The sequence below is a fragment of the Nakamurella alba genome, assembly GCF_009707545.1.
GTDB classification, from domain to species: Bacteria; Actinomycetota; Actinomycetes; order Mycobacteriales; family Nakamurellaceae; genus Nakamurella; species Nakamurella alba.
The window spans coordinates 422,125-443,727 of the sequence record NZ_WLYK01000008.1 but is presented as its reverse complement, the minus strand read 5'-3'; the positions used below and the strand labels follow the sequence as shown (position 1 = coordinate 443,727).

Below are 21,603 nucleotides of genomic sequence, written 5' to 3'. Positions count from 1 at the left end.
GCTCCTTCACGAGCGCCGCGGGCTGAGAACGGCTCACCGCACCCGCGGCGGTGCGGTGGTCTGTCCGGCCAGGAACGTGGTGGGCAGCACCACCTTCCGGCCGCGGGTGGACCGCGCCGGGTCCAGCAGCAGCCGTCCGGCATAGCGGCCCTTGTCCTCGACCGGCTGCACCACGGTGGTCAGCTGCATCTCCCGGGCCGCCCGGATCCCGTCGAACCCGGACACCGAGACGTCCTCCGGCACCCGCTGCCGGCGGCGGTGCAGCTCGTCGATCGCACCCATCGCCAGCACGTCGGAGGTGGCGATCAGCGCGGTGATGCCCGGGTCCATCGCGAGCACCGCTGCCGCGCCGCGGGCGCCGCTCTCCACCGAGTGGTCGAACTGCTCGACGACCGGTACCCGGTCCCAGGCCACCCCGGCGGCGGTGAATCCCTCGCGCAGCCCGGCCAGCCGGTTGCGCTGCACGTGGTAGTGCGCGGCCTGCTGCCGGACCAGGTCGACGGCGCCGTCCCGGCGGGCCCGCCCGAGCCGCATGCAGACCACGCCGATCCGTCGGTGCCCGAGCTCGACCAGGTGGTCGGCCAGACCGCGGGCCGCGGCGTGGTCGTCGATCCCGACCAGATCGGTGCCGGGCACGGCCGGCTGGTCGCAGATGACCGCGGGCACCGGGCGGGCCAGCACCGCGCGCAGGTGCGGGTCGTCGTCCGGCATCGAGTAGGCGACGAAGCCGTCGACCGACGCCCCGGCCACCGCGGTCACGTCGTCGGAGTCCGGCCGGGCCGGCACCAGCAACAGCCCGACCTTGGCGCTGTCGCACTCCAGGGTCAGGCCTTCCAGGAAGGCGACCGCGGCCGGGTCGCGGAAGGCGTAGGAGAGCTGCTCGGTGAGCAGCAGCCCGATGGCGCCGGCCTTGCGGGTGCGCAGCGAGCGCGCGACCGGGTCCGGCCCGGGGTAGCCGAGCCGGGCGGCCGCCTCCATCACCCGGGCCCGCAACGCCGGCGAGAGCTGGTCCGGCCGGTTGTAGGCGTTCGACACCGTCGTCCGCGACACGCCGACCTCGGCAGCCAGCGAGGCCAGGGTGGCCGGCGGTCGCGAACGGGACGAACGTTCCATGCAGGAAAGGTAGTCGGCGGCAACGGCGTTCGGCACGCACCCCGGCCCGACCGGCTGCGATGCCGCACGGGCGGGTGATCAACAACGGCAACCGGAGTACCCCGGGAAGCGATCGGGAAAACGCTTACCAACTTTCCCTTGGCAACACCGCCCGGAGCGGCTACGGTCGATCACGCGGGCGCACTCGCCCGCTCCGACCCGACGGTGGGCCAGTCCGGACCCGTGGCGTCGACCGCCGGGAGACCGGTGGCCGCCGCCCCGCCCGCAGCCCGTCGCGCGGCGGGACACGGCCCAGGAACTGCCCGACCGCACCCCGGCCGGGACGAGGTGGAAGGACACCCCATGGCTGAAGTGATCTACAAGGACGCCTCGCGCGTCTACCCCGGCAATCCCCCGGTCCGCGCCGTCGACAAGGTCAACATCACCATCGCCGACGGCGAGTTCCTGGTGCTGGTTGGCCCGTCCGGTTCCGGCAAGTCGACCGCGCTGCGCATGCTGGCCGGCCTGGAGGACGTCAACGAGGGTCAGATCATCATCGGCGGCCGCGACGTCACCCACGTCCCGCCGAAGAACCGCGACATCGCCATGGTGTTCCAGTCGTATGCGCTGTACCCGCACATGACGGTCGCCGAGAACATGGGCTTCGCACTGAAGCTGCGCGGCGTCAACAAGGAGGAGATCGGTCGCAAGGTCAAGGAGGCCGCCGGCCTGCTCGACCTCGAGCGCTACCTCGACCGCAAGCCGAAGGCCCTCTCCGGTGGCCAGCGGCAGCGTGTTGCGATGGGCCGCGCCATCGTCCGTGAGCCCTCCGTCTTCCTGATGGACGAGCCGCTGTCGAACTTGGACGCCAAGCTCCGGGTGGAGACCCGCGCGAACATCGCCGAGCTGCAGGCCCGCCTCGGCACCACCACCGTCTACGTCACCCACGACCAGGTCGAGGCCATGACCATGGGCCACCGGGTCGCGGTGCTCAAGGACGGCATCCTGCAGCAGGTCGACACCCCGCGGACGCTGTACGACCGCCCGGCCAACGTGTTCGTCGCCGGCTTCATGGGCTCCCCTGCCATGAACCTGCTGACCGCCCCGCTCACCCCGGAGGGCGCGAAGCTCGGCGAGACCGTCGTGCCGCTCCCCCGTGAGCTGCTGTCGGAGGCCTCGTCGAAGGGGCTGTCCGAGGTCACCTTCGGTGTCCGGCCGGAGAACCTGATCCTGGCCAGCGAGGGCATCCCGGTGACCGTCGACCTGGTCGAGGAGCTCGGCGCCGACTCCTTCATCCACGGCCACGGCCCGGACGGCAAGCGCCTGGTGATCCGCGCCGACGCCCGGATCTCGCTGACCGCCGGCTCCACGATCCGTGCCACCGTGCCGGACTCCGAGCACATCCACCTGTTCGACCCGACCACGGGTCTGCGGCTGGCCAGCTCGGGCGCCGTGCCGGCCGACTCCTCGGGTGCGGCCACGCTCACCAAGTAACGCTGCTCCGATGAGGGCGGTCCCGGTGCGCCGGGGCCGCCCTCACGGCTGTCCGGGGTGTCCGCGGGTGGGTTCCGGGCCGCGGGTGTCCGATTTCCGGTCCGGTCCGGCGTCGTCGCCGGTAGTTTCAGGCGAGGGCCTGCGGATCGTGGGTCGTCGAGCCGGAGGTGGACAGCACGTGGGCAGCACGACAGGTCGGGCACGCAGGCGCGGTCTGCCCGCGCTGATGATCGCGCTGGCCGTGCTGGTCACCGGGTGCACGTCGGCCGTCTCCGGCACGGCGATGAAGATCGGTGCGGCGACCGTCGATCCCGGTCCGTCCGCGGAGGGCCCGAACGGCGCGAAGGCCGGGGTGGCACCGGCGGACCTGAAGGTCACCGGCGACGCCAACACCGAGTGGGACGTCCAGGCGAAGAACACCCTCGCCGACCTGGAGGCGTTCTACACCCAGGTGCTGCCGGAGAACTTCCCCGGCACCACGTTCAAGGGCCCGGATGAGCTGTTCTCCTACGACTCCGAGGACTCGTCGGCCAGCGCCTGCGGCCGCGACCTCTACGGTGAGGCGAACGCCGCCTACGACCCGTCCTGCAACTCGATCATGTGGGACCGCGGGGTGCTGCTGCCCCGGATGGCCGAGGAGGTCGGCGATCTCGCCGCGCCGACGATCCTGGCGCACGAGATGGGCCACCTGGTGCAGTACCTGCTGGGCACCACCTTCGACGGCGAGACCGTGATCATGCTGGAGCAGCAGGCCGACTGCTACGCCGGCGCGTACTGGCGCTGGGTCGCCGACGGCAACTCCACCTACTACGACCTCAACCAGGGCGTGGGTATGCGTGAGGTGCTCACCGCGATGATGTGGACCGGCGACCCGGTCGGCATGACGGCGTCCGCGGAACAGGCGCACGGCAGCGGGTTCGACCGCTCGCTGGCCTTCTCGCTGGGGTACGCGAACGGCGTGAAGCGCTGCGACGAGATCGACCAGGCCGAGGTGGACCAGCGCATCACCGAGGCCGGGTTCACCGTGATCCCCAAGGACTTCGGCAACGTCGACATCACCGAGGACTTCATCGACGCCGTCGCCGAGACGCTGAACCTGTACTTCGAGGAGATCCTCGGTGCCACCTACCAGGCACCGACGCTGACCACCTTCGAGGGCACCACCGGCCCGGACTGCAACGGCACCCCCGGCACCTTCCCGGTGTCGTACTGCGGGTCCACGAACACGGTGTCCTACAACCTGGCCGAGTTGCAGCGGATCGGTACACCCAACGCCGGTTTCGCCTCCACCAACGGCGACTTCTCCGCCGTCGTGCTGCTGGCCAGCCGGTACGCGCTGGCCGCCCAGAACCCCGGCGGGCAGAACCCGCTCGGCAACCAGGCGGGCCTGCGCGCGCTCTGCTACTCCGGGGCCTGGGCCTCCTGGATGAAGGAACCGCGCGGCCCGCAGAACCTGGCGCTCAATCCGACCGACCTCAACAAGGCCGTCTACCAGGTGATGGAGTCCCCGCTCGCCGCCTCGGACACCGCCGGCAAGACCTCCACCTTCGTCATCGACCAGGTGCAGGCCCTCTACATCGGCGTCGTCCAGGGCGCTACGGAGTGCTACGACTTCTACGCCGCCTGAGGCCTTCTCGCGGTTCCGTCCGCTCACAGGACAATCCGATCGTCAGTGGACGATCGGGGTGAGTGCCTCGCTCATCCAACGCGCACCGGCCACCATCCGGGCGTCGGTGCCCGGCTGACCGAGCAGTTGCACGCCGAACGGCAGTCCGTCGATGCCGATCAGCGGGACGTTGACCGCCGGCGCACCGAGGAGCGAACTGGGGAAGTTGAAGGCGGGATCACCGGTCGGCCATTTCGCCGGCTGCTGTCCGGGGACATCGCCGTGCCACTCCGGGGCGGGACCGGTGGAGGTCGGCGCGATGATGGCATCCGCCCGGGTGCTCAGCTGGGCGTGCAGTGTCCTGATCGTTGCGCGCTCCCGCAGCGCCGCCTCGTAGCCGGCCGCCGTGAGCTGCTCGGCCGCCTCGATGAAGAACCTCCTCCCGCGGGCGCTCACCCGGTCCGGACGGTCGCCGAGCACATCGCGGAAGGCCCAGTAGTGCTCCCAGGCAAGGATGTTGCTACCGAGTTCGCTGGTCCCGGCCAGCGAGGCCTCGAACCGGTCGAGCACCGGATCGTCGCCCCTGCGCAGGATCCGCACGCTCTGTGCGTCCAACTGCGCCAGCAACTCCTCGAAGGCCGCCCGGGCGACCGGAGCGAGCCGTGCCCAGCCGTCGGTCTCCATGACGGCCAGGGTGGCGGGCCGGTGCGGAGTCGGCGGGACCGGTGGCCCGTACAGCGCGGGCCATCCGGGATCCCCGCCGCAGCGCGACGCGATCTCGATGGCGATCTGCCACATGTCCTCCGGGCATGCGGCGAGGACGCCGTGCGTGGTCATGCTCGCGGTCTGCCGCTCGCCGCGGTTGATCGCGCCCTGCGAGGGCTTGAGTCCCCAATTCCCGTTGAAGCTCGCCGGTCTCATCAGGGAACCACCGGTCTGGGTGGCGATGGTGGCGGGAACCATGGCGGCCGCGACCGCCGCGCCGGAGCCGGACGACGAACCGCCCGGGGTGTGCTCCCGATGGAACGGGTTGGTGGTGATGCTCGGTTCGGGACCGCCGAGTTCGGTGGTGACCGTCTTGCCGACGATGACGGCCCCGGCCTGACGAAGGGCCCACACGGCTGCATTGTCACGGCGCGGGAAGTTGCCCTCGAAGGCGGCGCACCCCATCTGGGTGGGCATGTCCCGGGTTTCCAGCAGATCCTTGATACCGATCGGCAGGCCGTCGACCGGGGACAATGGACTGCCGTCCCGCCACCGCCTGCCACTCGCATCGGCCTGCTTCCTGGCGCCTGTCTCATCGACCAGGACCCAGGCACGTACCTCCGGCTCCCGGTCGGCGATGACGGCGAGGCATCGCTCCAGGTACTCACGCGGTGAGTCGCTGCCGTCCCTGAAGGCGCCGATCGCGGTGTGGAACCGGAGCCCCTGGAAGGTCCGCGGGTCATAGGAACCCCGGCGGCCGTCGTTCGCCGGAGCGCTCCCGTCCGCGGGGTCACCGGTGTGGGTGCGTGTCACGCCCGGCCACCTGCCAGCCGGCCCACCGCGTCGACGAGCAACTGCGCGGTCTCCTGCGCATGGTCGACGAGGAAGAAGTGCCCGCCGAGATCGACGCTGTGGAAGGTGACCCGGTCCTCCAGCACCCGGTTGGCCTCCACGTCGTACAGGTCCCGGGCGGCGAACACCACCAAGGGACGGTCGGTGGCGGACAGCGCTGCGCCCAGGTCCCATTCGAGCAGCCCGCGGAGTGCCCGCAGTCCGGCTGGCTGCCGCATGCCCGACATCTGCCGGAACATGTCCTCGGACACCTCCGGATCCGAGCCCGGGACGGTCCCCCAGGTGATGAGGCCGCGGGTACCGCCGATCCAGTCCGCCGCCATCGGGTCGACCACTGCCGCCACGGCTTCCGCGGTCTGCGCCGGGTACAGTCCGGCATAGTGCACCGAGTCGAGACCGACCACCGCATCGATCTTCTCAGGTGCGATCACCGCCAGTTCGATGCCGACGGCTCCACCCATCGAGTGTCCGACGACGATGCAACGGTCGACCTGCTCCGCCTCCACCACCGCGAGCACGTCACGGGCGAACGACGTGATGCTGAAGTCGGAACGGTCCGATCTGGAGGCGCCGTGTTCTGCGAGATCAACTGCCACCACACGGTAGTCGGTCGGTAGGTACTCGATCAGGGCGTCGAAGTGCTCCTTGCGACAGCACATCCCATGGACCGCCACCAGCGTGGGTCCACCGGGACCGCCCCCGACGGAATAGCTGATCGTGGTGCCGTCGGGGCAGTGCACCTCGCGCACGGACCGGGAGATCTCGAGAGCGGCCATCAGGGATCCTTCTCCAACCGGGCGTTCCGAGAGGCGGAACGACTTGTCCTGTATAAATGAACACTAGGGTTCGCAGTCGCGACTTGTCAACGGATCCGCGGTCCGACCGATGCTCATCGGGAAGCGATATCAACCTCGGGGAAACAGGTTTCGCCAGGCTCGCCGGTGCGACTCGGGGATCAGTGCGCGCCGAGCGCGCCGGAGATCGCCTTCGCAGTGCGCACCGCACGCGACCCGAGGTCATCGATCCGGTCGCGATCGAAGCGGCTCGACGGGATGGAAATGGCCAGCGCCGCAACCGGGCGCCCGGCCGAGTTGGTGATAGCGGCTCCGATGGCACTGACTTCCGGTCGCCACCAGGACTCGTCGTTGACCGAGTACCCCCGACCCCGGGTGAGGTCGACCTGGTCCCGGACCTGTTGCACGGTGGTCGGTGTCGTGTCGGTGTAGTGCGCCAGGCCTCGGTCGAGCAGACCCGTCACCTCGTCGTCGTCGAGTGCAGCGAGCACCGCAAGACCGCATGACGTGGCGTGCAGCGGGGCCCGGGTCCCGATCTCGACGAAGGTGCGCACCGCCTGGTTGGAATCCTCGCGCAGGATGATGGTGAGGGAGTCACCGTCCCGGATCACCAGGTGAACTGTCTCGTTGGTCTCGTCGCGCAGGGCTTCGACATGACCTCGCGCAACCTCGCGCAGGCTCTGCTCGCTCGAACCGGCCAGCCCGATGTCCAGAGGCTTGCTCGTCACCCCCCAGAGCACCCGTGCCGGGTCGACGATGCGCAACCAACCGGCTTCACGCAAGGTGGTCAGGCAGCGATGGATGCTGCTCTTCGGCATCCCGGTGGCCCGGGCGAGCTCCGAGACGCCGATCGGCTGACGCTGCGCGACCACCTCGAGCACCCGGAGCGTGCTGAGCACACTGCTGATGCCCTTGCTGCCCTCGACCTGCGCCATCGTCCAGCCCTCCCTCGCTGCAGGATCAATCCTGGACAGATCGTTCCGCCCTGCGGGACAGGGTAGCAGCCCGTACGGAACAGTCGTCAGCCGATCGACAGCACCACCTTCCCGAACCGTTCGGGGGCATCGAGGCGCGCCTGCGCCTCGACTGCGGACTCCAACGGGTAGACGGAATCGATCACGGGCGTGATCGAACCGTCGGCGAGCAGGGGCAGGAACTCCGCGATCTCGGCCCGGTTGGACGTGTGGCAACCCAGCACGGTGATCTCGCGCCGGTAGATGCTCCAGAGATCCAGCTCGACCGAGCGGCCGGTGTGCGATCCCATCCCGACCAGCCGGCCACCGTGGGCCGCTGCATCGATCGACTTCTGCAGCGTTGCCGCGCCGACCGAGTCGTGCACGAGATCCGCACCACGCCCGCCGGTGAGCTCCTTCACCGCCACGTCGAAGTCCGGCCTGGTGCGGTAGTTGACCACCTCGTCGGCACCCAGTGCTCGTGCCTGCTCCTCCTTGCGTGCGCTGCTGGTGGTGGCGATCACGGTGGCGCCCAGGGCTTTCGCCACCTGGATCGCCGCACCGGCGACACCACTGCCGGCCCCCACGACCAGCACCGTCTCACCGGCGGCGACCTGCCCCCTGGTCTTCAGCATGTGCCAGGCCGTCATGTACGGCACCACCCCGACGGCCAGTTGCTCGAAACCCAGCCGCTCCGGCGCCGGGATCAGCAGCCGCGCAGGCAGCGAGATGAATTCGGCATAGGTGCCGTCGAAGTGCTCCCCGACCACCTGCAGCGACAGACATTCGCTGTCCTGTCCGCGCAGGCATCGTTCGCAGTGCCCGCAGAACTTCATGGGGTTGATGACCACACGGTCACCAGGCAGGAAACCATCGACACCGTCGCCGATCTCGACTACCTCACCGGCTCCCTCCACGCCGAGGGTCATCGGCGGCGGCGGCGCTTCCGGGAATCGGCCCTCCCGGATCACGATGTCGGCCCGGTTGAGTCCCGCTGCCCGGAGCCGCACGAGGACCTCTCCGGGTGCCACCTCCGGGGTGGGGACATCGGTCACCGAGAACACCTCGGGACCGCCGAATGCCGTGATCTGCGCGGCTCTCATCTCTGGGTTCCTCCTGCAGGGCTGGACCAGCGGAACGGCCCGGGTCGGGTGAGGCGATGCCGCAGTTCTCTGTCGAGTGCGGCATCGGCGATGGTCAGGGCCAGCGCGAGACCTCCGTCACGCACGGCCCTGTCGCCCTCGGGACCGGCGGCGAGCCGGGCGAACGCGGCGGTGTGGTTGCCGTCCTCCGGAGCTCCGGCCAACGAGAGCACGGGGTGGATGGCCGGCATGTGCACGGAGACCTCGGACATGTCGGTGGATCCGAGGGACCGGTCCGGGTAGTCGGGGAAGGTGCGACCCAGGGCCTCTGCGTTCTGACGGAACAGGTGTGCCAGGTCGGAGTCGTGGCGGAAACCGTTGAGCCACATCAGCGGCTCGCTGATCTCCATCGTGACACCGGCTGCCAACGCGCCCGCCTCGAAGCATGCACGGACCCTGCTCCAGAGTTCCTCGACCTGGCTGAGATCGTCCGAGCGCACCATGACCTCGACGATCGCCTCTCCCGGAATCACGTTGACCGAATCACCGGCGTGCTTGATCACCGTGTGCACCCGATCGGAGTCCCGCATCTGTTGCCGGAGCAGTCCGATCGCGACCTGGGCGACGGTCACGGCATCCGCGGCGTTGAGCGCGTCGAACGGTCTGGACGCGTGCCCGGTCCGGCCGTGGAAGGATACCGCCCAGTGGCCGAGCGCCCGGATGTGCGGCGTGGCCATGTCCTTCAGCGTCGGATGCACCATCAGGGCGGCGTGCAGCCCGTCGAAGACGCCGTGGCGCAACAGGATCGCCTTGCCCGCTCCGCGTTCCTCTGCCGGGGTGCCGAGCAGCCGGACGGTCAGGTCCAACTGGTCGGCCACGGGGGCCAGCGCAAGTGCCGCGCCGACCGCGCTCGCCGCGATCACGTTGTGTCCGCAGCCGTGACCGATGCCGGGCAGCGCGTCCAGCTCGGCACAGAGCCCGACCACGAGCCCGCCGGACCCGACCGTCGCCGTGAAGGCGGTGGCCAGGCCGCCGACCGACTCCTCGACGGTGAACCCACCGTGTTCCCGGAGCACCGCGAGGATGGCGGCAGCGGTGCCGTGCTCCTCGAAGGCGAGTTCGGGATTGGCCGACATGTGATGTGAGAGAGCAAGTATCGTCGGCAGTTCGCGGTCGAACTCCTCGCGGATGCGATCTTCGGGTCGGGTCGCCACGCCGTCCTCCTCCACATCCGAGCGGCCGGCGATGGTCGCGGGGCTCACGAGCTCGACACCGTACCGGTCACGGTCCGCGCATTCTTCTCGGTCGCCGCACGATCGTCCACCGATCGGTGGCGGGTCTCGGGCAGCGCGATGATCACCACGACCAGTGCGAGTGCCGCCAGCACCGTGATGTAGGCGCCGGGCGCGAGTCGGCCGAACTGAGCCGTGAGCAAGGCACCGACCAATGGAGCGGTACCACCGAACACCGCATAGGCGATGTTGTAGGTCAGAGCCGTGCTCGTGGCACGGATCCGCGGTGGCACCAGCTCCACTGCGACGATGGTGGCCGTCATGCCGACCAGTGCCGCCGGGATCACCAGCAGGATCTGCGCGACGACGGTGGTGGCCAGGGATCCGCCGGCGGCGATCATGTAGGCCGGGATCGAGCCCACGACGGCCACGATCACGCCGCCCACCAACAGCGGTTTGCGGCCGATACGGTCGGACAACGCCCCTGTCGCGATGGACAGGGCGGCGCACAGGACCAGTGCGATCCCGGAGGCGACCAGAGTCGTGACGGAGGACAGACCGGCCGTCTTGGTGAGGTACGTCGGCAGGTAGCCGAGGAAATTCTGGGCGACGACGGCGAGCAGCGAGAAGATCGCCAGCAGGAGCAGGAAGACCCGCCAGTTGCGGAAGGAGTCCCGAACCGGGGTTCGTGATGTCTCGCCGGAGTCCTCGAGCGCACGGAAGGTCTTTGTCTCCTCGAGCCGGAGTCGCATGTAGAGGCCGATCAGTGCCATGGCGCCGCCCAGCAGGAAAGGCAGCCGCCAGGTCCAGTCGCTGTAGGCCGTCGCCGAGGACAACTGCAGGCCGAGGAGCAGGAAAACGGCGAGGGCCGCGCCGATGAAGGTCGCGCTGCCGACCGCACTGGTCCAGAGGCCACGGCGGGCCGGCGGCGCCTGTTCCATCACGTACGACGCCGCGCTGGTGTACTCCGCACCCATCGACAGACCCTGCGCGAGACGGCAGATCAGCAGCAGCAACGGTGCCAGGAACCCGACAGAGGTGTAGGTGGGCAGCACCCCGATCGCCGCCGTGGAGACCGCCATGATGAGCACGACCGTCGACAGAGCCGTCCGGCGGCCGAGCCGGTCACCCATGCTGCCGAACACGGCGCCACCGAGAGGCCGGACGATGAAGGCGATCCCGTACACCGCGAGCGTCGAGAGGATGGCCAGGGTCTCGTTGCCGGACGGGAAGAAGTGCCGGGCGATGATGGTGGCCGAGTAGCCGTAGATCACGAAGTCGAACGACTCGACGACGTGACCGACCATGGCCGCACCGAGGATCCTTCTGGGGGGCATGAACACTCCTTTTCGGGCAGGGCGGATGGACCCGGGGCGACATCGCCGCGGGGCGGTGGTTCCGAGCGACGTGCGGCCTACCAGATGCTCTCGAGCACCCGGAGGGCATTCCCTCCGATCACGGCGGTGATCTCGGTGTCGGAGTAGTCGTGCGCGACGAGCCAGCGGGTGATGTTCCTGAAGCACTCCCCCGGGTTCTCCAACCCCTCGACGTGGTCGACCGGCTCGAACTGCGGGCCGGAGGTGATGGCATCGGCGACGCCGAGCTTCTCGCTCATGGCGTGGTGCAGGCCCATGTGGTCACCGAAGAAGGTGTCGGGGCCGAAGCCCACGTGGTCGATCCCGACGAGGTCGACGCAGTAGCGGAAGTGGTCCATCACCGAGTCGATGGTGTGCCGACGGTGCTCCGGACTGATCGTGGTGTGCGGCGCGGCTTCGATCCCGATCATCCCCCCGGAGTCGGCACAGGCGCGGATGACCTCGTCGGGCTTCATCCGCGGGGTGTCCCACAGCCCGCGCGCTCCGGCATGCGTGATCAGCACCGGCTTCTCGCTCGCCGAGATCACATCCAGCGCGGTGCGATCGCCCGAGTGGGAGACATCGATGGCGATGCCGAGCTGGTTCATCCGCCGGACGGCGCGGCGGCCGAACTGGGTGAGCCCGCCGTCGCCCTTCTCCCTCAGACCGCTGCCGAGCGCGTTGGCGTCGCTGTAGGCGACCCCCATCTGCCGGATGCCGAGGCCGTACAGCACATCCAGCCGGTCGACCTCGTTCTCGATCAGCGCCGCACCCTCGAGGCCGGCGAACACCGCCAGCCGACCTTCGGCGTGGGCACGACGGATGTCCGCCACCGAACCGGCTCTGATCGCATAGTCCTGGTGGGCGAAATCGCAGAAGCGCATGCCCATGTCGGTGATGACGTCATCCCACTTCCACCCGTTGCGCGACTCGCAGGCACCCCAACCGAGGTTGTCGAAGACCGCATCCAGTCCGGAGGTGCTCAGACCTTCGTAGCCATAGGCCAGCCGCCCCTCGCGGTTCCATGCGTACAGCTCCTGCTCTGTGCGCTCGGGAAGCCGGACCGGGTGGTCGTGCAGGGAGATCGCGATGTTGTCCGCCAGCAGCCGGTCCGCCCGGTTCTCCTGGTCGGTGGTCAGCTCGACGACGTACCCCGGCACCCGGTCCCGCTCCGCGGACAGGGTGAAGTCGACGAAGTCACGGCCGGGCTCGAGGTAGGAGAAGGACCGGTACCCGGAGTAGCGCGTCTGTGTCATCGGTGGTTCTGCCTCTGCGACGTCGGGAATGGTGAGGTGCACGTGCGGTGGTGCGGGCCTTTCAGCGGGCGAACGTGTAGTCGCCGGTGTGCAAGGGGTGGGTCGCGAGCGCGCGGACCTGGATCCGTGCGTACGGGAAGATGGGCAATGACTGCAGGGCCTCGTGGAGCTCGTCCGCGTCGGTCGCCGACCAGATGCCGACGTTCCCCTTCTCACCGGGCAGCCGCCAGAGCTTCTGCAGCGTGCCCTTCTCCAGGAGCGCCAGGCCGGCGGCCTGCTCGCGCTCGACCACCGCGACGAACTCGTCCCGGGGTAGCGCCCAGAGGTCGGTGTTGTCGATGAACACCAGGAACTCGGCCATGTTCGGTCACTTTCTCTGCGGTACGGGGGATTTCAGCGGTTCAGCGGCCCTTGCGGTTCAGCGGCCCTGCGGTTCCAGGCGTTCCGCACGGTCGGGTGCTGACGGCAGTCGGGCGGCCGAGGAGCCCGGAAAGGTGGCCGCGAGCAGCGTCGCTGCCGCGGACCAACTCATCCCGGGGATGTCGGGCGCCCGGCGTGGCCCGACGCAGCCGGCCACCTTCGCGGCGAAGTCGTCCGCGGGCATCGGGTGCTCCGGGTGGCCGGGCGGGACCTGCAGGGTGCGGCTGACGTCCGGACCGTCGATGAAGGCGAGCCGTACCGTGGTGTCACCGGCGAGCACGCCGTCGCCGCCGGGCGTCACCGTGATGTCGATGCGGTCCAGCAGCCGGGTGATCTCCGGCCGGATCACAGCGGCATCGGAGAACGACGCCGTCGTCGGGAAACCGTCGACCAGTGTTGCCGCGATGGCGTAGGGCAGTGAGAACCGGGCCTCCGCACCGGTTCCCGGGCGGTCCCGGATCAGCGGCTGCAGCGTGGATTCCGCGACGCGCACCTCCACCCGGTCGATCCGGTCGACGTCGACCGGCCCGAGGAGCCGGACGGCTCCGATCGGTCGTTGCAGGGCGTAGCAGCAAGGGAAAGGTTTGACGGCGAGTCCTCCCGGCACCGCAGGTCCGGACAGATCGGGCTCCGCGGCCCCGCCGAGCAACTCGAACCAGCGATCCAGTGCGGACGGGTCGACGGTCGCCCCGGCAGCAGCCAGTTGCGCCGCACGGACGCCCGCGTCGGTGGCGAATCCGACCTGGAGCGGTTTCGCCTCGGTGCCGAACGCCCGTTGCAGGCCACCTGCCGCCGGCACTGCCAGAGCCATGGCCCGCACCACCCCTTCGGCGCCGAGCCCGAAGGAGAGCGCCGCCGTCGCCGCAGCAGCGGGAGCTCCGGCCGTGCAGGTCGTATGCCAGCCTCTCCGGTAGTGACCCCAGCCCAAGGCGGTGCCCAGTCGCGCCATCACGCCGGCGCCCGCCAGGTACTCCTGTTCGCTCCCCCCGGCAGCCAGGGCCGCGGCCACGCAGACCACGCTGATGTGCGAGGTGGACGGCAGGTGCACGTCGTCCAGGTCCAGGACGTGCCCGATGGCGGCCCACCGCAGGGCGGCCGGCAGACCCGCGGTCCGTGCGACGACCGGCTCGTGCTCCGCGGCGAGTGTCACGGCGAGGGTGTCCGTCAGTGCCGTCCGGGCGAGGTCGCGATCGGAGTCCGTCGCGACCAGGTCCGCCGCCCAGGAAGCCAGGTCGTGGAACGTCGTGCCCATGTGCTGCTCCTTCCTGAATGGGACCGGACCGATGGTGCCGGAGAGGTGTCGGACCGGTCCGGGCCGGGGGTGACGACCGGCAGATCAGAACGATCGGGGCATGCCGAGAACGTGTTCGCCCACGTAGGACAGGATGAGGTTCGACGAGATCGGGGCGATGCGGTACAGCCTCGTCTCGCGGAACTTGCGCTCGATGTCGTACTCGGCCGCCATGCCGTACCCGCCGTGGGTCTGCAGCGCGACGTCGCCGGCCTCCCACGAGGCGTTGGATGCGAGCAGTTTCGCCATGTTGGCCTCCGCCCCGCACGGCAGCCCGGAGTCGAACAGATCGGCCGCCCGCCAGCGCATGAGATCAGCAGCCTCGATGTGCACGTGAGCCTGCGCGATCGGGAACTGGACGCCCTGGTTCTGCCCGATGGGACGGCCGAACACCTGCCGTTCGGATGCGTAGCGGGAGGCTCGTCCCACGAACCACCGCCCGTCGCCGATGCATTCCGAGGCGATGAGGATCCGCTCGGCGTTCATCCCGTCCAGGACGTAGCGAAATCCCTTTCCCTCTTCTCCGATCAGGCTGTCGGCCGGGATCCGGGCGTTGTCGAAGTACACCTCGTTGGTCTCGTGGTTGACCATGGTCCTGATGGGACGCACATCCACGCCGGAGGTCTCGCGGAGATCGATGAGGAACAGCGACATGCCGTCCGACGGACGGCGACCGTCCTCCCGACGCGCCGTGCGGGCGAGCAACAGCATCAGGTCGGAGTGTTGGACCCGGGAGATGAACACCTTCTGGCCGTTGACGACGTACCCGTCGTCGGTCCGGGTGGCGGTCGAGCGGATCGAGGTGGTGTCGGTGCCCGCCGTCGGCTCGGTGACCCCGAACGCCTGCAGTCGGATCTCGCCCGTCGCGATGCCGGGGAGGTACCGGCGCTTCTGCTCCTCGCTCCCGTGGCGGAGGACCGACGCCATCGTGTAGAGCTGGGCATGCACCGGCCCGGCGTTGCCACCGTTGGCGTTGATCGCCTCCAGCACGACCGAGGCGTCTCCCAGCCCCAGACCCAGACCGCCGTACTCCTCCGGCACCAGCGCGCCGAGCAGTCCGGTCCGGGTGAGTGCGTCCACGAATTCCTGCGGGTAGCGGCGGGCCTCGTCCACCTCCCGCCAGTACGGGTCGGGATGATCGGCGCACACCGCGTCGGTGAGCTGCCGTAGGTCGCGGCGCAGTTCGGACCGGTCGACAGACCCGGCCGTGGTGGATGGTGCCGCAGCGGTGGTGGTCACGCCGCCTCCTCCGATCGCGGGCCGTGCCCGCGCTTGTAGACCAACAGGGTCCGGCTGAACTCGATCACGATGTCCCCCGACTGCTTCAGGCCGGTCGTACGGACGGTCACCACACCGAGGGTCGGCCTCGACCGGGACTCGCGGACCGCAACCACGGTCGACCGCGAGTGGATCGTGTCGCCCTCGAACACCGGAGCCGGCAGGCTGATGTCCCCCCAACCGAGATTGGCGAAGACATTCTGGGAGACGTCGGTGACGCTCTGACCCGCGACCAGGGCCAGGGTCAGGGTGGAGTTGACCAACGGCCGGCCGAACTCGGTCCGACGCGCGTACTCGTGGTCGAAATGCAAGGGTGCCGTGTTCTGGGTGAGCAGTGTGAACCAGATGTTGTCGGTCGTGGTCAACGTTCGACCCAGCGGGTGCAGAAAGGTGTCACCCGGCACGAAGTCCTCGAAGAATCTTCCCTGCCAACCGTCGTGGACGGTCATGCCGTCTCCCTTCCTCTCGGGATCGTGGTCTCCGCGGCGCCTGCCGGTGCGGCCAGGCCCTCGAGCACGGTCGCGGTGTGCTCACCCAACGCCGGCACCGCTCCGTCCCGCGCCACCCGCCCACCGGGGGTGGCGATCGGGGTCAACGTGCGGACGACACCCTCCGGGGTCGGCGTCGCCAGCCACCGGGCCGCCACTCCCAGCTCGGGATGTACCTCCAGGTCCTCGATCTCGTTCAGACGTGCCCAGGCGAGCCGGGCGTTCTCCAGTCTGTCCACCAGGTCGTTCTCCGGAACGGTGCGAAATGCCCGGTCCAGCAGGAGGTCCAGCTCAGCGCGGTGGGCGACCCGCAGCTCGTTGGTGTGCAGCCGGGGGTCTTGGAGCAGGTCCGGGGCATCGAGCACCTCCAGACACAGTCGCCGCCACTCGCGGTCGTTCTGCACCGCGATCATCAGCCGGCGGCCGTCAGCAGTGTGCACCGCCCCGTACGGGGCGATCGTCGGGTGGGCGGTGCCCATCGGCGTGGGCGCAGCGCCGCCGTACATCGTGTAGTAGAGCGGGTAACTCATCCACTCGGTGAGCGCCCCGAACAACGGGACCTGGACCGGCAGCACCTCCCCGGTCCGGTCGCGGTGACGAAGAGCGGCGAGAACGCCGCTGTAGGCGAAGGATCCGGCAGCGATGTCGGCCACCGAGATCCCGGTCTTGGCCGGCGCGTCCGGTGCCCCGGTGATGGCCATCAGTCCCGCCTCGGCCTGCACGAGGGCGTCGTAGGCCTTGCGCTCGGGTTGGGGTCCATCGGGCGCGTACCCGGACACGGCGCAGACGATCAGTCCAGGATGTCGCGCCACGACGGCGGCCACATCGAGCTCCAGGGCGGCAAGCGCACGCGGCGAGAGGTTGGTGACGAAGACGTCGGCGGTTGCGAGCACGCCTTCGAGTGCCGCGCGGCCGACGGGGTTCTTCAGATCCAACTGCACCGACTGCTTGCCGCGGTTCAGCCAGACGAACACCGACGACTGACCGCCCACCACCGCGTCGTATCCACGGGCGAAATCGCCACCGTCGGGGTGCTCGATCTTGATGACCCTGGCCCCGAGGTCGGCGAGCAGGCGGGTCGCGTACGGCGCTGCGACCGCCTGCTCCAGCCCTACGACGGTGATGTCATCGAGCGGCAACGTGGTCACGGGCCACCTCCCCTACGTCAGCGAGCAGCGAACGCGCTTGGGCGACGACCGGCGCGTCCACGAATGTGCCGTCCGGGAGGCGTAGGCTGCCGACGCCCGGCACGGCGTCCACCGCAGCGAGAACTGCTGTTGCGCGGTTGATCTCCGCGTCGGTCGGGCGATAGGCGCGGTCGACGGTGTCGATCGCGGACGGATGCAGCACCACCCGCCCGCCGTAACCCAACGCACGGGATGCCGCACTGCTGGCGGAGATGCCGGCGGCATCGTCCAGGTCCGGGTGCGGCCCGTCGATCGGTGCCCCGAGCCCGGCGGCCCTCGATGCCACGGCGATCTGCACGCGCAGGTGATCGATCCCACCGGCGCCGGCGACCGGTGACATCCCCAGCTCCGCGGCCAGATCGAGCACACCCAGCATCAGCGCGACAACCCTTGGACCGGTCGCGATCTCGGACGCAGCGAGAGCTCCCGCGGCCGACTCCACCACCGGCACCACCCGAACGGAGCCCACCGGGACGCCGGCCGACCGTTCCAGCCCCCGCAGGTGTTCGTCCAGCCGGACCAGCTGATCGAGCGATTCGACCTTCGGCAGCACGACCCCGTCCAGTCGGCCCAGAACGGCACCGATCGCGGCGAGATCTGATGCATGGTCGGCGGTTCCGACACCGTTGATGCGCACGAAGAGTCCCGCACGGGACGTCCCGCGCAATGCTTCGACCACCGTCGACCTCGCCGCACCACGCGCACCCGGTCCGACACCGTCCTCGAGATCGAGAACGACGGCGTCGGCACGGGAACCGAACGCACTCGCGATCCGCCGGGGATGGTCTCCCGGGGTGAACAACACGGTCCTGCCGATACTCATCGGGTAAGCTCCCAAGCGTTCTACAGAGTGGAACACGTCGTACTGTTTGATGGGACGATCATTGCCCGGCCACGCCAGAGCTGTCAACCACCGGAATTCATCGGCACGTCAGGCCCCGTACAGGAGGACACACACATGCGACTCGTGATCGTCGGAGACACCGTGGTGGCCCGCACTCCGGCGCAGCCGGCGACATTCTCTGCGGCCACTGCGCTCTCGGCGCTGCCCTTGCTGCACGACGGCGACGTGACCATCGCGAACCTGGAGGTGCCGCTGGCCGATACCGACAGCCCCACGGAGAAGGAGATGACGGTCAGGGCCCCGACCGCTACTGCACCCGTCCTGGCTGCCCTTGGTGTCGACGTCGTCTCGCTCGCCACGAACCATGCACTCGATCACGGTGTCGACGGGCTGCTGAGCACGATCGACGCCCTGGACGCGGCCGGCGTCAGGCACGCCGGGGCGGGCCGCACCCTTGCCGAGGCCGACACGGGCACCGTCGTGCGCACCGAGGACGGACGCACGCTGGCGGTGCTGAGCGTGTGCTCGACGCTGCCGGCCGGCGCGAACGCCACCGCGGCCAGACCCGGGATCGCGCCGATCCGGATCGACCAGAGCCTGGCGATCGACGGTGGCACCATGCTCGAGCAGCCCGGCACCCCGCCCTACCTGCGCACCCGGGCCCAGGAGGCCGACGTGGTCCGCGTCGAGGACCGGATCCGGAGGGTGAAGCAGCAGGTGGACCGGGTGGTCGTCTGCATCCACTGGGGCGTGCCGTGGGCCTACCTCCCGGAGAACCAGGGCCCGCTGGCCGAGTACCAACAACCGCTGGGCCGGCGACTGGTCGAGGCCGGCGCGGACGTGGTGGTCGGGACGCACCCCCACTGCATGCACCCGGTGGAGCGCTGGCAGGGCGGGCTGATCATCTACTCGGCAGGCAACTTCCTGTTCAACACCGCCGACATCACCACTCCGGAGACGTACTTCGCGCTTCCGTACCGGACCGCTCGGCTCTTCACCGGTCCGTGGTTCGACAGCGCCGTGTTCCGGGTCGAGCTGCCCGCGACCGGTCCCGCTGAGCTGCAACTGGTCCCGATCATCCTGGACGGGGAGGGCGAGCCACACCTTGCGGCCGACAACGCTGCGGAACGCATCCTGTCTGCGGTGGAACGCATGTCGCAGGAGATCGATCCCGCAGTTCGCATCGACGCCGACGGGTTCGTCCGTTTCCGCGCGGGCTGAGCCCGCCCGGTCCCTGTCAGTCCACCAGGTCCAGCGCTGCTGCGACGACGGAGCCCGAGTCCAAGCCGTGATGGGCGTACACCGAGGCCAGGTCACCGCTCTGGCCGAAATCGGTCACCCCGAGATGCACCGCGGCGACACGGTGGATCCCGGCCAGGAAAGCGAGGGTGTGCGGGTGTCCGTCGACGACCGTCACCATCGGCCGTGCCCGATTCGCGGGGAACACGCTGTCCAGGATCCAGCTCTCCGCGGAAGTTCGACCTCGACGGGCCTGGACGGCCCGGAAGAGCTCACCGGGCGCAGTGACGCAAAGGACATCGCAAGGAAACCCCATGACGTCGAGAGTTGCTGCTGCAGAGAGCACTTCGGGCACCACGGCGCCCATGCCCACGAGCGTCACCACGGGGGCCGCCGACCGCTGCAGGGCATAGGCGCCGGCGACCACGTGCCTGCGCCGGCGTTCCCGAGCGGCCGGTTCGGCCGGGATGCGGGCGAGCGCCTGTTCGATCGGTCGGGTGGACAGTCGGAGGTAGGCCGAGCGGCCGTCCGATCGCCCGAGCCCGCCCAGCGCTGCCAGCAGGCACCACTCGGCGTCCTGCACGAACGCCGGCTCCCAGGTGGTGCACCCCGGCAGCTCGAGGCCGATCGACGGAGTGAGGACCGACTGGTGTGCCCCACCCTCGGCCGCGAGGGTGACACCCGAAGGGGTTCCGACCAGGATCGACTGTCCGCCCGCGTAGATGCCGTACGACCATGGCTCGAGGGCACGGGTCACGAAGGGGTCGTAGAGCACCCCGATCGGCAGGATCGGTGCGCCCCAACGGCTCCACGTCGCACCCAACTCGCCGATCGCCCCGACGAGGTTCGCCTCCGCGATGCCCAGCTCGATGTGCTGACCGTGCTGCTGCTCCCGCCAGTGCAGGATCGTCTCCGGGTCGTCCGTGAACCAGTTGCGCTGAGGATCGGGCGACCAGATGCCGACCTTGTTGAGCCAACCGGCGAGATTGGTGCTGGAGCTGACGTCCGGGCTCACGGTCACCACCCGTGCACCGACCTCGGGGGCGGCACGCCGCAGGTCGAGCAGGGTGCGACCCAGTGCCGCCTGGGTGGTGCCCGTACCGCCCGGGGTGCGCCCGAGGTCGGTCGGAACCGCGGGCGGCCGCACCGGGCTGCCCGGTGTACGCGCCAGGCGGGTCGCGGCTCTGTCGCACAGCCGACCGGCGGGACTCCTGGGATCGAACCGCTGCCACGGATCTGCGCGGGTGACGCCACCGACCCGGGCGGCCAGTGCATCCAGCTGGGCCGGGGTGAGCAGCGCGGAGTGGTTCTGCGGATGCCCCTCGGTCGCCAGGCCGTGTCCTTTGACGGTCCAGGCAAGGACCACGGTCGGTCTGGTGTCGTCGATGAGGTCGAACGCCGCCGACAGCGCGGCCACGTCGTGCCCGCCCAGGTCGCGGAGGGCCGCAAGCAGTTCGGAGTCGGCCAGAGCTGCTGTCGCAGCCACGATGTCGGCCGCGTCGGTCCCGTCGACGCCCGGCAGCAACGAGCGAACGTCCTCGGCCTTGTGCCGGAGGAACCGCTGGTACTCGGCGTTGCTCATCCCGTCGAGACGTCGGCGCAAGGCCTGTCCACCGGGACCGTCGAACAGCGAGGTCAACAGCCCGCCGTACTTCACCGGGAGCACCTGCCAGCCCGCCGCCGCGAACATCCCCGCCAGCCGATCCGCCCCGGACCCCGGCAGGACCCGGTCCAAGGACTGCCGGTTGAGGTCGACGACCCAGACGATCTCGCCCAGCCCGGCGACCATCGGGTCGAGGACCGCCTCCCAGACCGCGCCCTCGTCCAGCTCGGCGTCACCGACCAGTGCCCACTGCCTCCCGGATCCACCTGCGTCGAACCGGCCGTTGACATAGCGTCTGGCGATCGCGCCCCAGATCGTTGCTGTGGCTCCGATCCCGACCGATCCGGTGGAATAGTCCGCGGGTACCGGGTCCTTCGTCCTGCTGGGATAACTCTGCAGGCCGCCGAATTGACGCAGGGTGGTCATGTGGCGCGCTTCCAGCGCGCCCAGCAGGAACTCGAGCGCATGCAGCATCGGAGACGCGTGCGGCTTCACCGACACCCTGTCCTCCGGGCGAAGGTGGTGCATCCACAGCGTCGTCATGATGGTGGCGATCGACGCCGAGCTCGCCTGATGTCCGCCCACCTTCAGACCGGAGGGGTCGGCGCGGTCGCGGTTCGCGTGGTCGACCATCACCGTCGAGAGCCAGATCGCCCGGTCCACGATCTCCCGCACGACAGCTGGATCGACGACATCCGGGTCGTCACCTCCAGGGTGGTTTCCGCACCGGGACTCCATCGGTGACAGTTGTGTTGACATCCGTTCCCTCCAGCGCAGGACTCGGAGGAGACCACCACCGCCGCGCTCTTCCGGACAAGTCCCGGATCCGGGA

Annotated in this window: 18 protein-coding genes; 3 read left to right on the top strand and 15 right to left on the bottom strand. The window is 69.6% G+C overall.

What is annotated here, in order from left to right; all coding sequences use genetic code 11:
- Nucleotides 1-33 precede the first annotated feature (33 nt).
- The gene (locus tag GIS00_RS19800) at nucleotides 34-1,113 is read right to left on the bottom strand and encodes a LacI family DNA-binding transcriptional regulator (protein WP_154770141.1); all 1,080 of its coding nucleotides are present in this window, start codon (nucleotides 1,111-1,113) and stop codon (nucleotides 34-36) included.
- A 342-nt stretch (nucleotides 1,114-1,455) separates the two neighbouring features.
- On the opposite strand from GIS00_RS19800, the gene GIS00_RS19795 reads away from it, so the two are divergent.
- Together GIS00_RS19795 and GIS00_RS19790 are read left to right on the top strand one after the other, a co-directional pair.
- A complete protein-coding gene (locus GIS00_RS19795; RefSeq protein WP_154770140.1) occupies nucleotides 1,456-2,586 on the top strand; it encodes an ABC transporter ATP-binding protein in 1,131 nt (376 codons plus the stop codon).
- A 178-nt stretch (nucleotides 2,587-2,764) separates the two neighbouring features.
- On the top strand, nucleotides 2,765-4,213 hold the full coding sequence (locus GIS00_RS19790) for a neutral zinc metallopeptidase (RefSeq protein ID WP_196073370.1): 1,449 nt from the start codon (nucleotides 2,765-2,767) through the stop codon (nucleotides 4,211-4,213).
- Between the two features lie 42 nt (nucleotides 4,214-4,255).
- Here GIS00_RS19790 and GIS00_RS19785 read toward each other — a convergent pair whose 3' ends face one another.
- From GIS00_RS19785 to GIS00_RS19725, 13 genes are all read right to left on the bottom strand, one after another.
- Nucleotides 4,256-5,710, bottom strand: a complete 1,455-nt coding sequence (locus GIS00_RS19785; protein WP_322098181.1) for an amidase — start codon at nucleotides 5,708-5,710, stop codon at nucleotides 4,256-4,258.
- Nucleotides 5,707-6,525: an alpha/beta fold hydrolase gene (locus GIS00_RS19780; protein ID WP_154770138.1), complete on the bottom strand. Its 819-nt coding sequence runs from the start codon at nucleotides 6,523-6,525 to the stop codon at nucleotides 5,707-5,709. The genes GIS00_RS19785 and GIS00_RS19780 overlap by 4 nt, the downstream gene beginning before the upstream one ends.
- A gap of 179 nt (nucleotides 6,526-6,704) precedes the next feature.
- Entirely contained in the window at nucleotides 6,705-7,478 is a 774-nt protein-coding gene (locus GIS00_RS19775) for an IclR family transcriptional regulator (protein WP_154770137.1), read from the bottom strand.
- Between the two features lie 86 nt (nucleotides 7,479-7,564).
- On the bottom strand, nucleotides 7,565-8,599 hold the full coding sequence (locus GIS00_RS19770) for a zinc-binding dehydrogenase (RefSeq protein ID WP_154770136.1): 1,035 nt from the start codon (nucleotides 8,597-8,599) through the stop codon (nucleotides 7,565-7,567).
- Nucleotides 8,596-9,840, bottom strand: coding sequence for a M20 family metallopeptidase (locus tag GIS00_RS19765; RefSeq protein WP_322098180.1), 1,245 nt, complete (start codon nucleotides 9,838-9,840; stop codon nucleotides 8,596-8,598). Before GIS00_RS19765 ends, GIS00_RS19770 begins: the two co-directional genes overlap by 4 nt.
- The gene (locus tag GIS00_RS19760) at nucleotides 9,837-11,147 is read right to left on the bottom strand and encodes an MFS transporter (RefSeq protein ID WP_154770135.1); all 1,311 of its coding nucleotides are present in this window, start codon (nucleotides 11,145-11,147) and stop codon (nucleotides 9,837-9,839) included. The genes GIS00_RS19765 and GIS00_RS19760 overlap by 4 nt, the downstream gene beginning before the upstream one ends.
- A 77-nt stretch (nucleotides 11,148-11,224) precedes the next feature.
- Nucleotides 11,225-12,421: a dipeptidase gene (locus GIS00_RS19755; protein WP_154770134.1), complete on the bottom strand. Its 1,197-nt coding sequence runs from the start codon at nucleotides 12,419-12,421 to the stop codon at nucleotides 11,225-11,227.
- A gap of 61 nt (nucleotides 12,422-12,482) precedes the next feature.
- Nucleotides 12,483-12,782: a muconolactone Delta-isomerase gene (locus GIS00_RS19750; protein ID WP_154770133.1), complete on the bottom strand. Its 300-nt coding sequence runs from the start codon at nucleotides 12,780-12,782 to the stop codon at nucleotides 12,483-12,485.
- A 57-nt stretch (nucleotides 12,783-12,839) separates the two neighbouring features.
- Nucleotides 12,840-14,093 (bottom strand): MmgE/PrpD family protein, encoded by a 1,254-nt coding sequence (locus GIS00_RS19745; RefSeq protein ID WP_154770132.1) that lies wholly within the window; start codon nucleotides 14,091-14,093, stop codon nucleotides 12,840-12,842.
- Between the two features lie 84 nt (nucleotides 14,094-14,177).
- Nucleotides 14,178-15,371, bottom strand: coding sequence for an acyl-CoA dehydrogenase family protein (locus tag GIS00_RS19740; protein WP_322098179.1), 1,194 nt, complete (start codon nucleotides 15,369-15,371; stop codon nucleotides 14,178-14,180).
- Nucleotides 15,368-15,859: a MaoC family dehydratase gene (locus GIS00_RS19735; protein WP_154770131.1), complete on the bottom strand. Its 492-nt coding sequence runs from the start codon at nucleotides 15,857-15,859 to the stop codon at nucleotides 15,368-15,370. Before GIS00_RS19735 ends, GIS00_RS19740 begins: the two co-directional genes overlap by 4 nt.
- On the bottom strand, nucleotides 15,856-17,046 hold the full coding sequence (locus GIS00_RS19730) for a CaiB/BaiF CoA transferase family protein (protein WP_322098178.1): 1,191 nt from the start codon (nucleotides 17,044-17,046) through the stop codon (nucleotides 15,856-15,858). Before GIS00_RS19730 ends, GIS00_RS19735 begins: the two co-directional genes overlap by 4 nt.
- Complete coding sequence (locus tag GIS00_RS19725; protein ID WP_154770130.1) at nucleotides 17,024-17,908, bottom strand: HpcH/HpaI aldolase/citrate lyase family protein; 885 nt, start codon at nucleotides 17,906-17,908, stop codon at nucleotides 17,024-17,026. Before GIS00_RS19725 ends, GIS00_RS19730 begins: the two co-directional genes overlap by 23 nt.
- A gap of 135 nt (nucleotides 17,909-18,043) precedes the next feature.
- Between GIS00_RS19725 and GIS00_RS19720 the strand changes: the two genes are divergently transcribed.
- Nucleotides 18,044-19,150, top strand: coding sequence for a CapA family protein (locus GIS00_RS19720; RefSeq protein ID WP_196073369.1), 1,107 nt, complete (start codon nucleotides 18,044-18,046; stop codon nucleotides 19,148-19,150).
- A 16-nt stretch (nucleotides 19,151-19,166) separates the two neighbouring features.
- Here GIS00_RS19720 and GIS00_RS19715 read toward each other — a convergent pair whose 3' ends face one another.
- Entirely contained in the window at nucleotides 19,167-21,404 is a 2,238-nt protein-coding gene (locus GIS00_RS19715; protein ID WP_255455147.1) for a transketolase-like TK C-terminal-containing protein, read from the bottom strand.
- Nucleotides 21,405-21,603: the final 199 nt, after the last annotated feature.